Source organism: Micromonospora endophytica, assembly GCF_003236305.1.
Classification (GTDB): Bacteria; Actinomycetota; Actinomycetes; order Mycobacteriales; family Micromonosporaceae; genus Micromonospora; species Micromonospora endophytica.
In genome coordinates this window covers 1-11481 of record NZ_POTX01000195.1, presented here as the reverse complement: position 1 = coordinate 11481, position 11481 = coordinate 1, and the positions used below count along the sequence as shown (strand labels likewise).

10 protein-coding genes are annotated in these 11481 nt (G+C 71.8%); 5 read left to right on the top strand and 5 right to left on the bottom strand.

All coding sequences use genetic code 11. The annotated features are described in order from the left end of the window. Nucleotides 1-11: 11 nt before the first annotated feature. Entirely contained in the window at nucleotides 12-506 is a 495-nt protein-coding gene (locus C1I93_RS33400; RefSeq protein WP_111245372.1) for a GNAT family N-acetyltransferase, read from the bottom strand. 210 nt (nucleotides 507-716) lie between these two features. Between C1I93_RS33400 and C1I93_RS22955 the strand changes: the two genes are divergently transcribed. The 3 genes from C1I93_RS22955 to groL all read left to right on the top strand — a co-directional run bounded on the left by C1I93_RS22955 (nucleotide 717) and on the right by groL (nucleotide 4021). Then, complete coding sequence (locus C1I93_RS22955) at nucleotides 717-920, top strand: cold-shock protein (RefSeq protein WP_013288855.1); 204 nt, start codon at nucleotides 717-719, stop codon at nucleotides 918-920. A 127-nt stretch (nucleotides 921-1047) separates the two neighbouring features. After that, a complete protein-coding gene (locus C1I93_RS22950; protein WP_111245371.1) occupies nucleotides 1048-2124 on the top strand; it encodes a hypothetical protein in 1077 nt (358 codons plus the stop codon). A 274-nt stretch (nucleotides 2125-2398) separates the two neighbouring features. After that, complete coding sequence (groL, locus tag C1I93_RS22945; RefSeq protein ID WP_111245370.1) at nucleotides 2399-4021, top strand: chaperonin GroEL; 1623 nt, start codon at nucleotides 2399-2401, stop codon at nucleotides 4019-4021. A 55-nt stretch (nucleotides 4022-4076) separates the two neighbouring features. Here groL and C1I93_RS22940 read toward each other — a convergent pair whose 3' ends face one another. The 3 genes from C1I93_RS22940 to C1I93_RS22930 form a co-directional block, all read right to left on the bottom strand. Next, nucleotides 4077-4319: a hypothetical protein gene (locus tag C1I93_RS22940; protein ID WP_111245369.1), complete on the bottom strand. Its 243-nt coding sequence runs from the start codon at nucleotides 4317-4319 to the stop codon at nucleotides 4077-4079. Between the two features lie 92 nt (nucleotides 4320-4411). Next, complete coding sequence (locus tag C1I93_RS22935) at nucleotides 4412-4795, bottom strand: DUF4260 domain-containing protein (protein WP_111245368.1); 384 nt, start codon at nucleotides 4793-4795, stop codon at nucleotides 4412-4414. A 78-nt stretch (nucleotides 4796-4873) separates the two neighbouring features. After that, on the bottom strand, nucleotides 4874-7456 hold the full coding sequence (locus tag C1I93_RS22930; RefSeq protein WP_111245367.1) for a S8 family serine peptidase: 2583 nt from the start codon (nucleotides 7454-7456) through the stop codon (nucleotides 4874-4876). 87 nt (nucleotides 7457-7543) lie between these two features. Here C1I93_RS22930 and C1I93_RS22925 point away from each other — a divergent pair, with 87 nt between their 5' ends. Both C1I93_RS22925 and C1I93_RS22920 read left to right on the top strand, forming a co-directional pair. Next, entirely contained in the window at nucleotides 7544-9361 is a 1818-nt protein-coding gene (locus tag C1I93_RS22925) for a glycerol-3-phosphate dehydrogenase/oxidase (protein WP_111245366.1), read from the top strand. A gap of 73 nt (nucleotides 9362-9434) precedes the next feature. After that, nucleotides 9435-9950 carry a hypothetical protein gene (locus tag C1I93_RS22920; RefSeq protein ID WP_181445292.1) on the top strand — a complete coding sequence of 172 codons (516 nt, stop codon included), beginning with the start codon at nucleotides 9435-9437 and terminating at the stop codon, nucleotides 9948-9950. A gap of 75 nt (nucleotides 9951-10025) precedes the next feature. On the opposite strand, the gene C1I93_RS22915 is transcribed toward C1I93_RS22920, so the two are convergent. Beyond that, on the bottom strand, nucleotides 10026-11426 hold the full coding sequence (locus C1I93_RS22915) for an FAD-binding oxidoreductase (protein WP_111245364.1): 1401 nt from the start codon (nucleotides 11424-11426) through the stop codon (nucleotides 10026-10028). Between the last annotated feature and the right edge of the window lie 55 nt (nucleotides 11427-11481).

Genomic DNA, 11481 nt, shown 5'->3' with positions numbered 1-11481 from the left:
CGTCGGCAGCGTCAGCTGTGTATAAGAGACAGGCGTACCCCCGTGTCGGTGAAGCCCAGCCGCTGGTAGGCCCGGTAGGCCCGGTCGTTGCCGACCACGACCTCCAGCATCAGTTCGTCACGTCGGCACTCCCGGGACCAGGCGGCTGTCGCCGCGACCAGCTCCGCGAGCAGCCCGCTGCCGCGCCAGGCCGGGGTGACGTAGACCGCGTAGAGCAACGTCACCCGAGGCTCCGTGGGATGGGCCATCCCGCCTATGTGACCGACCAGCCGCCCGCCCGGGTCCGCGACGAACTGCGCCTGGGCGGTGCCTGTCGAGACCTTGGCGATCCGGGCGGCGTACTCGGTGTGCGGGCGGGCCGCCGCCTCGGCGAGCGTCTCCAGGAAGGCCAGCGGGGCATCGGCGAGCATCTCCAGTCGCAGCGCGCGCATCCGGGCGGTGTCCGCGGGCCGGATCCGCCGGATGTCCGCGTGCGGTCGGCCCACCGCGTCCCCGTCGGTGGTCATGCCCGCATGCCTATCACAATGACGTACGACGATGCTGTCCGGTCGGAATGCGCCCGATTTGTGGTCGTGCGCCGCCGTCACGGCTCGTGTACCGTGCGTTTTCGGTCACCGTTTCTGTGGTCGCCTCAGATCGCCGTGACGGTCGATTCGGGTTGCCGGCGTGCCGGCGATCAGAGGTAGTGGAACGCCGCGCAGGAGTGAGGAAGACACGTGGCACAGGGCACCGTGAAGTGGTTCAACGCCGAAAAAGGTTACGGCTTCATCGCCGTCGACGGCGGACAGGACGTCTTCGTGCATTTCTCGGCCATCGAGATGGACGGTTACAAGGCGTTGGACGACGGCCAGCGGGTGGAGTTCGAGATCGCCCAGGGCCAGAAGGGTCCCCAGGCGGAGCGGGTACGCGTCATCGCGTGAGCGCGCCTCGCCCACCCCACCGGCCGACCGTCGGCAGGGGTTGGCGTGATCGTGGCCGGAGGGGACTGCCGTGCGGGCGCCTCACAAGGGAAGATCATGAGCCGGTCAGCCATCGCTGAGGAGGCTCATGTCCGACCAGTCACCCCCGGCAGGTCCGCCGTCGTCGTCTGACGGGCCGGACCCGGTATTCGGTAGTTCCGGCCCGCAGCCCGCCGACCCGACCCCGCCCGGCGCTCAGCCGCCGATTCCGGCCGCCCCGGTTCCGTATCCGTATCCCAATTCCTATCCCTACCCCGGTGCGCCGGGCGGTTATCCGGGTTACCCGCCGTACGGCTGGTATCCCCCGCCCGGGTACGGTCTCGATCCCGCGGACCCGCTGGTCACCCCGCCCGGTGTCGGTGTCGGGGGTTGGGTCACCCGCTGCGTGGACGCGTTCCGGCGGGGCTGGCGGCTGCTGCTGCCGATCCTGCTGCTCACCCAGGTGCTGCCGGCGGTGGTGTTGTCGGTGCTCGGGTTGGCGGTGGATCCCTCGGCCCGCTGGGAGGCGCAGCTCGCCGCCGATGCCGATGAGCTCCCCCCGGGGTTCCTGGTCGACCTGGCCGGATTCCTGGGGCTGCTGCTCGGCGGGAGCCTGCTGCTCGGCCTGGTGCAGTGTCTCGGCTGGGCCGCCGGGACCTGGGTGATCGCTCGGCAGGCGGCCGGCGCCCCGGCCGATCTCGGTGCCGCCCTGCGATACGGCCTGCGCCGTGCGGTGGGCCTCTGGGGGTGGACGCTGCTCTTCACGCTGATCATCACGGTCGGCTTCTGTTTCTGTCTCCTGCCCGGCATCTACGCGGCGTCTGCGCTGGCCATGGCCGGTCCGGTCTATCTGTTCGAGCGGCGCGACCCGATCGGCCGCTCGCACCGGATGCTGCGCGACCGGCTGGGTCTGCTGCTCGGCCGGGTCGCCCTGGTGCTCGCGGCCGTGGTGGTGGTGTCCGTGATCGGCACGATGGTGGAGTCGCTCGGGATCGCACCCTTCGGCACGACGCCGCTCGACTCCCCGGGCTCCACCGTCGGTGTCCTCCTGGTGATCGGTCTGGCCGCGCTGCTGGCGCTGCCGGCCCACGCCGCCCAGCTGGTGGGGCTGGTCGTGACGTACGCCGAGCAGCGTGCCCACGAGGGCCCGGTGAACAGCGCGCAACTGGCGGCGGAACTCGACTGATCCGGGTGGTCGTGCTTGCACTCGGCAGGGGAGAGTGCTAAACAAGTCATTGGCACTCGCATGGCGTGAGTGCCAATGGTCGGGGCGGTGGGGCCGCGGTCGCACTCGTGACACAAACACGAGTGAGGCACGTGGCCGGTCGTCGCGGGCTATCCGGCCCGGCCGAGGAGACGTCGTCGTCGCCAGGTGGCGACGTCCCAAGGTGCGTACACCAGGCGGCCCATCCGGGGCACACACTCGGGTGGCCCGTGAGTGTCCAGGAGGACAACGCCGTATGGCCAAGATGATCGCGTTCGACGAAGAGGCGCGCCGCGGCCTCGAGCGGGGCATGAACCAGCTCGCCGACGCCGTGAAGGTGACCCTCGGCCCCAAGGGCCGCAACGTCGTGCTCGAGAAGAAGTGGGGTGCCCCCACCATCACCAACGATGGTGTGAGCATCGCCAAGGAGATCGAGCTCGAGGACCCGTACGAGAAGATCGGCGCTGAGCTGGTCAAGGAGGTCGCCAAGAAGACCGACGACGTGGCCGGTGACGGCACGACGACGGCGACCGTCCTGGCTCAGGCTCTCGTTCGCGAGGGCCTGCGCAACGTGGCCGCCGGCGCCAACCCGATGGCCCTGAAGCGGGGCATCGAGTCCGCCGTGGCCAGCGTCTCGGAGGAGCTGCTGAAGCTCGCCAAGGACGTCGAGACCAAGGAGCAGATCGCCTCCACCGCCTCCATCTCCGCCGGTGACAACACCGTCGGTGAGATCATCGCCGAGGCGATGGACAAGGTGGGCAAGGAAGGCGTCATCACCGTCGAGGAGAGCAACACCTTCGGGCTGGAGCTGGAGCTCACCGAGGGCATGCGCTTCGACAAGGGCTACATCTCGGCCTACTTCATGACCGACCCGGAGCGTATGGAGGCCGTCTTCGACGACCCGTACATCCTGATCGCCAACAGCAAGATCTCCTCGGTCAAGGACCTGCTCCCGATCCTGGAGAAGGTCATGCAGGGCGGCAAGCCGCTGCTGATCATCGCCGAGGACCTGGAGGGCGAGGCCCTGGCCACCCTGGTGGTCAACAAGGTCCGGGGCACCTTCAAGTCGGTCGCCGTCAAGGCGCCGGGCTTCGGTGACCGCCGCAAGGCCATGCTGACCGACATCGCCATCCTCACCGGTGGTCAGGTCATCAGCGAGGAGGTCGGCCTCAAGCTGGACGCCGCCGGCATCGAGATGCTGGGCCGCGCCCGCAAGGTCGTGGTGACCAAGGACGAGACCACCATCGTCGACGGTGCCGGTGACGCCGAGCAGATCCAGGGTCGGGTCAACCAGATCCGGGCCGAGATCGACAAGAGCGACTCCGACTACGACCGGGAGAAGCTGCAGGAGCGCCTGGCCAAGCTGGCCGGCGGTGTTGCGGTGATCAAGGTCGGCGCGGCCACCGAGGTCGAGCTCAAGGAGCGCAAGCACCGCATCGAGGACGCCGTCCGCAACGCCAAGGCCGCCGTCGAGGAGGGCATCGTCCCGGGTGGTGGTGTCGCGCTGGTCCAGGCCGGCAAGACCGCCTTCGACAAGCTGGACCTGGCCGGTGACGAGGCGACCGGCGCGCAGATCGTCAAGATCGCGCTGGACGCCCCGCTGCGGCAGATCGCCGTCAACGCCGGCCTTGAGGGTGGCGTCGTGGTCGAGCGGGTCCGCAACCTCGACCCGGGTCACGGCCTGAACGCCGCGACCGGCGAGTACGTCGACCTGCTGGCCGCGGGCATCATCGACCCGGCCAAGGTGACCCGCTCGGCGCTGCAGAACGCCGCGTCGATCGCCGCGCTGTTCCTCACCACCGAGGCTGTGGTGGCGGACAAGCCGGAGAAGACCCCGGCCGCCCCGGCTGGCCCGGGTGGCGGGGACATGGACTTCTGAGTCCAGCTCCAACGCCGAGAAAGGGCGGGCCGCGTGAGCGGTCCGCCCTTTCTTCCTATGTCGGCAGCGGCCGCTGGTTGCGCCGCTTGTGTGCGCGGCCGTACGGCGGGCGGTGCGGGACCGGTTCGTCCACCAGAATGAGTGGTTCCTCGGGTGGCTCGGCTGCCCCGGTCATCTCCGCCAACTGCTCGGCGTCGCCGTAATCGAGCCGGTCGATCGGCAGTTGGCCCGGGAGTTCGTGGACCGGGGCCCAGGTGACCGGTGGGACATCCTGGGTCTGATCGTCGTCCGTGGTCATCGCTGCCTCCTCTACGCCAAACGGTAGGGGGCCGTCGATGTCGACGAGGGCGAACGGTGTTATCGGCGCCTATGGGGCTATTCGCCCTTTCTTCACCGTCGCTGCGCCTTACCGATTCGGCCGAGATGGGTGTGCTCGAACCCGTCGGTCATCTTCAGGCCATAGCCGACCGCGCGGTCGACACCGATGTGGAAGAACCAGGCCGCGGCGAGGACACCGAGCCAGCCGACCGGGTCGCCGAGCGCCGCGGCGGTCACCGCCACCGCTGCCACCAGGGCCGGCAGGGCATAGGAATGGCCCACGTTGTAGCAGAACGCCCCGATCCGAGGGCCGCGCAGGTAGCCGAGCATGGACAGGTCGAAGGCGAGGAAGAGAACCAGCAGCCACCACCACGCGTAACCGGCGGCGACGGTCACCACGACGGCGAGGACGGCGATCATGCCGGCCTCGACGCGCTGCACCACAACCGGACTCATCCGATCACTCCCACCCGTTAGCTCGAAGCCTAATCGTCATCGACCGGGGCGCTGGTGCGATCGGCAGCTCCGCACGAGTCAGCCGAGTGCGGCCTGGACTGCCGCGTACGCGTCGACAAGCCCTGCGCCGACCACGTTCCGTTCCCCGCCACAGTCGCGTTGACCTGCCTGGACCGGGGTGGCCGTGTCACGCAGGAGCTGCCGGGTCCGATCCAGATCCCCGACGAGTTCGGGGTTCGCCGACCACATCAGCGCCACCACCCCCGCCACCTGCGGGGTGGCCATCGAGGTGCCGTCGAGCGTGGCGTAGCCGCCACCCGGCATCGCCGAGAGGACGTCCGCCCCCGGTGCCATCAGGTCCGGTTTGGTCGACCCGTCCGGAGCCGGGCCCCGGCCGGAGAAATCGGTCACCCGACGCTGCTCGTCCACCGCCCCCACGGTCAGCACATCCGGATACGGCGCGGGCGGATCCTGCACCGATCCACAGAACGGACCGGTGTTCCCGGCCGCCGCCACCACGAGGATCCCGGCGGCCTCCAGCGCGTCGGCAGCCGGCCGCAGCGCTCGAGGATCGCAGCCCTCGACCGGCGGACAGCCCCATGAGTTGGTCAGGATCTCCGGTGCCCGCATCGGCCGCCCGTCGGTGAACGGGTCGCCGGCCGGGGGGAAGGGCGCCAGCATGAACTGGAGGCAGTCGAGGTAGGCCGCCGGACTGCCCAGGTTGCGGTCGAGGTTGACGCAGCCCACCCAGTCCGCGGCCGGCGCGACACCGATGCCGCCCCGGCCGACCGCGCTACCTGCCGTGTGGGTGCCGTGCCCGCTGCGGTCCACAGGTGTCCGGGTGCCGTTCCACGGGTCGAACCACGAGTCGTCGCCGCCCCGGAAGCCCTCGACCAGTGCCGGATGCTGCCCGTCCACACCCGAATCCGAGCTGCCCACGGTGATTCCGGCCCCGGTCACGCCCAGTTCGGACCAGACCCGGTCCGCGCCGATCAGGGAGATGTTCCAGGGTGGACGGGTCGGAGCGGAGGCAGCCCCAGTGGCCGCACCGGGGGGTGCGGGCAGGGGGCGCAGCCGCTGGCTGACCAGGACCCGGTCCACCTCGGGGCGGCTGCTCAGCCAGGCCCGGACCGCCGGGCCGCCGTCCACCTCGATCGCGTTCACCAGGTAGTACGGGGTGTGGCCCAGCCGCAGCCGGCGCAGCTCCCGCCGCAGGTCGGCCTGGGTACGCTCGGCGATCGCGACGAGCCGCCGGTAGACCTGTTCGGCGCGGGCGTCCCGGCCCACCTTCCCGGAATCGCCGGGCAGACCGTCGAGGTTTGCCTGTTCCCGCAGCACCACGAAGAGCCGCTCGCCGTGCAGACCCGGTTGGCCTACGGTGACCGCGACCACGCCGACGGCGACCAGCAGGGCCACGACGGTTCCCACTGCCACCGCCCGGCGGGGCGTACCGGGCGTGGGCCGGCCCAGCCACAGCCCGTACGCGATCGCCAGCCCGACCGCGACGACGAGCCCGCTGCCGGCGGCGACCGCCACCCAGAACGGGACATCGCGGGAGGTGGCCAGCAGCAGGCTGATCTCCTCGGGATCGGTGAACGCCAACGGGCCGAGCACCCCGAGCCCGACCAGCCAGGCGACCGCCATGCGGGGAACACCCGGCACGTGACGGCGCTCCAAGGCCCGGTGGGGCTCCGGGCCGTAAGGCTCCGGGCTGTGGTGATGTGCCGGGCCGTGGTGGGGCTCCGGGCTGTGTTGATGTGCCGGGCTGTGGGGCTCCGGTGCGAGCCGGCGGCTGAGCGCGTGCAGCGCGGCCAGCGCGAAGCCGGTCGGCGGCAGCGTCACCAGCAGCGGTAACTGGGCGCCGGACTGGCCGGTGCCGGCGCCGATCAACAGCAGCACCACGCCGGCGACCAGCCCGCCCACCAGCACCAACCGGGCCGGTCGAGGCCGATCACCGGCCTCGAAGTGCGCCCAGAAGCGCGCGCCCAGCAGGGCTGCGGCCAGCGCCCCGACAGCCGCCGCGGCCAGCCCGGCCAGCATGGTCTCCAGCAGTCCGCCGAGCGCGCCGACCCAGACCCAGGGCAGCAGCAGGGCCAGCCCGGCCGCCACGGCGAGCAGCGTCGGCGTGGCAGCTGCGGCCTGCGGGCCGGGAGGCACGGGGAACGCAGGTGCGGGCGGTCCGACCTGGGGGGCAGGTCCGGCCTGCGGCTCGCAAGGCACGGGGAACGTCACTGCGGGCGGTCCGACCCGCGGCGACCAGGCGGCCAGCCGCCGCGCGACCAGCGCCAGCAGGGCGGCCGTGACCGCCAGCGCCGCGAGGTACGCCTCGTGGTGCACCGGTGGGATCGCGCGCAGCAGCCCCAGCACGCCCAGCGCGACCGCCCCGGCCAACCAGGCCCGGCCGGCGGCCCGGAGCGTCGGCGAGCGGGGCACCAGGGCGAGCGACAGTGTGGCGGCACCGATCAGGAGGACGGTGCACAGGCCCAGCAGCGGCCAGAGCGGCACCAGCCGGTCCAGTCCACCGATCAGCACCACCTGGTCGACCGCCCAGCCGATGACCTGCGTCAGCACGGTGACCGCGACCGCCCCGGCACCGACAAGCACCGCCGCGACGACCGCCCAGGGGCTACCGCCGCCTGCTGTGGAGTGCTCCGCCCGCATCCGCACACCCTATGAAAACCCGAGGAGCACCGCTGCGCGCCAACACGAGTTGTTCGGGCCTGAGGGCGGTGGGGTTACCGTGGACAGGTGCGCGATCCACACGTCTCGCGGTCCGTTGCCGGCCAGCTCTCGCCCTCCCGTCGCGCCGACGATCTGCGTCGGCTGCGTTCCGAACGCTTCGACGTACTTGTCATCGGCGGTGGTGTGACAGGTGCCGGGGCAGCTGTCGACGCGGCCTCACGAGGGCTGAAGGTCGCCCTGGTGGAAGCCCGTGACTTCGCCGCCGGCACCTCCAGCCGGTCCAGCAAACTGATTCACGGTGGCCTGCGCTACCTGGAGCAGTTGGAGTTCGGCCTGGTGCACGAGGCGTTGACCGAGCGAGGTCTGCTGGCCACCCGGCTGGCGCCGCACCTGGTGCGCCCGGTGCCGATCCTGGTGCCGCTGCCCGGTGGACGTGGGCTGCGCGACGTGCCCGCCCGGTTGGCTCGGCGCGCCTACTACGGCGCCGGGGTGGCCGCGTACGACGTCTTCGCCGGCCTCTTCGGCGGCGGCCGGGGAATGCCGCTGCACCGGCACCTGAGCCGGGAGGGCACCCGGCGGGTCTTCCCGAGCCTGCGGGCCGACGCGTTGGCCGGTGCCATCCGCTACTACGACGGGCAGGTGGACGACGCGCGGCTGGTGGTCACGCTGGCCCGCACCGCCGCCAGCCTGGGCGCGGCCGTGGTGAGCAGCGCCCGCGCGGTCGGGTTGATCCGGCAGGCCCGGGAGGTCACCGGGGTCCGGGTCCGTGACCTGGAGGCACCCGCCGGGTCACCCGACGCCGAGTTCGAGGTACGTGCCCGCACGGTGATCGCCGCCACCGGGGTGTGGACCGACGACATGTCCCGGATGCTCAACGACGTCGGTCTGCGGCCGGGGATCCGGGTCCGCGCCTCCAAGGGCGTGCACCTGGTGGTGCCCCGCTCGGCGATCACCGGCGACGCCGGGCTGATCCTGCGTACGGCCACCAGCGTGCTCTTTGTCATCCCCTGGGGCGGGCACTGGATCATCGGCACCACGGACACCGACTGGCGCCTGGACCGGTCCCACCCGGCGGCCTCCGCCAGCGACATCGACTACCTGCTCCGGCAGGTGAACACGGTGCTGGACCGGCCGCTGACCACCACCGACATCGAGGGCGTCTACGCCGGGCTGCGTCCGCTGCTGGCCGGCGAGGCGGACTCCACCTCCAAGCTCTCCCGGGAACACGCGGTCATCGAGCCGATGCTGGGGCTGCTGCTGGTCGCCGGTGGCAAGTACACGACGTACCGGGTGATGGCCGCCGACGTGGTCGACCGGGCGGCCCATCGGCTCGGCGGGCAGCGGCAGTCGCGTACCGCCGACCTGCCGTTGCTCGGCGCGGACGGCTACGCGTCGATGTGGCGCGACCGGGCCGACCTGGCCCGCCGACACGCGGTGCCGGTCGGGGTGGTGGAGCACCTGCTGGAGCGCTACGGCAGCCTGACGCTCGACCTGCTGGCGCTGATCGACGCCGACCCGCTGCTGGCGTCTCCGCTGGCCGGCGCGCCGGAGTACCTCGCCGCCGAGGTGACCTACGCGGCCCGGGCCGAGGGGGCGTTGCACCTGGAGGACGTGCTCACCAGGCGTACCCGGATCTCCTTCGAGACGACGCACCGGGGCCTGGAGTCGGTCGAGCACACGGCCGAGCTGATGGGCGCGGTGCTGGGCTGGGACGACGCGCGGCGGGCCCGCGAGGTGACGCACTACCGGGCGCGGGTGGAGGCCGAGCGGCAGTCCCAACTGATGCCCGACGACGCGACCGCCGACGCGGCCCGGTTGGGCGCTCCCGACGTGCGGGGTTACGCCCCGGACCGGGGCACCGACGACGCTGGACTGCCCCGCTGAGGCTCCACTCTGGAGATCGCACCCGTCCGGCGGGTTACGCTCGCTACCTACGGTGGGGTAAGTTCCGCGCGTGATGGCGCCTTCCTGGTCACGGCTTGCTTCCCTGCCCGCTGCCGCACTGCTGGCGGTCGCACTCAGCGGCTGTGCCCCGTTCGGCGGCGAGCGCGAATCGGCGGCAGGACCAGGCACAGCGGACGGTGCCGGTGGTGCCGGAAGCCCGGGCAGACACCGCGTCAGCCTGCTCCAGAACGAGGGGACGGACGGGCCGCTGCGCACCCTGACCGTGGAGCCGGACGGCCGCTGGGAATGCGTCAACTGCGCGGGTGACGGGGTCACCTCGACAGGTGTGCTCAGCGCCGAGCATCAGGAACGGTTGCAGGGGCTGCTCGCCGACCCGACGCTGGCCAGCGAGACCGACGAGGCGCGCGGCTACAAGGTGGCCTGCATCGGTGCCCTGACCTCCAGCCTGCTGACCGGATCAGGTCTGATCACCTCGCAGGACTGTCCCGGTGAGGTACGCACACCGGTCGCCGAGGAGATCCTGCTGCTCCTCACCCAGAACACCCCCGCCCAACTGACCTCCTCGTAAGGATGGTCTGTAAGGAGGGGCCCCCTGTTAACGCCTCGTGTATAGCAGGGGTCCCCTTTTAACAGCCGCCGGCGCTCAGAGCACCTTGCCCGGGTTCAGCAGACCGGCCGGGTCGAGTGCCGCCTTGATCGCCTGGTGCACGCGTACGCCCACCGGGCCGATCTCGCGGGCGAGCCACTCCCGTTTCAGCAGCCCCACGCCGTGCTCGCCGGTGCAGGTGCCGCCAAGTTCCAGGCCGAGCCGCATGATCTCGTCGAAGGCCCGCCGGCCGCGTTCCAGGCTTGCCGGATCGGCCCGGTCGACCACGATGTTCGGGTGCATGTTGCCGTCGCCGGCATGGCCGACGACGCCGATCGGCACCTCGCATTCGGCCGCGATCCGGGCCACCCCGTCGAGCAGCGCGGCCAACGCGCCCCGGGGCACCGCCACGTCGTCGATGATCAGCCCCCCGTTTCCGCCCGGGTACGCCTCGGCGGCGTACCTCTCCATCGCCGGGTGCGCCAGCCGGCGGGCCCGCAGCAGCGCCGCGGCCTCGACCGCGTCGGTGGCCGCGTACACCTCCTCGGCGCCTGCGGCCTCGCAGACGGCCGCCACTTCGGCCAGGTCCGCCGCGGCGCGCGGGCCGGTGTCCACGGCGGCCAGCAGCAGCGCCTCGGCGTCATCGCGCAACCCCATCGGTTGGTACGCCTCGATCGCCGCCAGGTGGGTGCGGTCCAGGAGTTCGAGCAGGCTGGGCGAGAGCCCCTGAGCGGCTATTCGGGCCACCGCCTCGCCCGCCGCCGCAGTGGAGCCGAAGACGGCCACCAGGGTCAGTGACTCCGCTGGCGCGGGACGCAGCGCCACGGTCACCTCGGTGATCACGCCGAGGGTGCCCTCGGAGCCGACGAAGAGCCGGGTGAGGTCGTACCCGGCCACCCCCTTCGCCGTACGCCGGCCGGTGCGCAGCACCTCGCCGGAGGCCAGCACCACTTCCAGGCCGAGCACGTACTCGCTGGTCACGCCGTACTTGACGCAGCACATGCCGCCCGCGTTGGTGGCGGCGTTGCCACCGATGGTGGACGACTCCCAGGAGCCCGGATCCGGCGGGTACCACAGGCCATGTCGGGCCACTGCCGCGCCGAGCGCCGCGTTGACCACGCCAGGCTGGACCACCGCGATCCGGCTCACCGGGTCGATCTCCAGGATCGCGTCCATCGCCACGGTGCTCAACACCACCGCGCCGTCGACCGCGTTCGCCGCGCCGGCCAGTCCGGTCCGCGCGCCCTGCGGCACCACGGGTACGCCGTGCCGCCCGGCCGCCCGGACCACGGCGGCCACCTCCTCGGTGCTGCGCGGTCGGGTGACGGCCAGGGGCGTGCCGGCCACGCACAGGTCGGCTTCGTCCCGCTCGTGTCCGCGAAGCAGATCCGGGTCGGTGAGCACCGCATCTGATCCGAGTACGGCACGCAGGTCGTCAAGGAGGGTGGAGGCGGACATGCCGCCGAGGCTACGGCCGCTCACGGGTGATCACCAAGCGGGGCGGGTGGAGGTG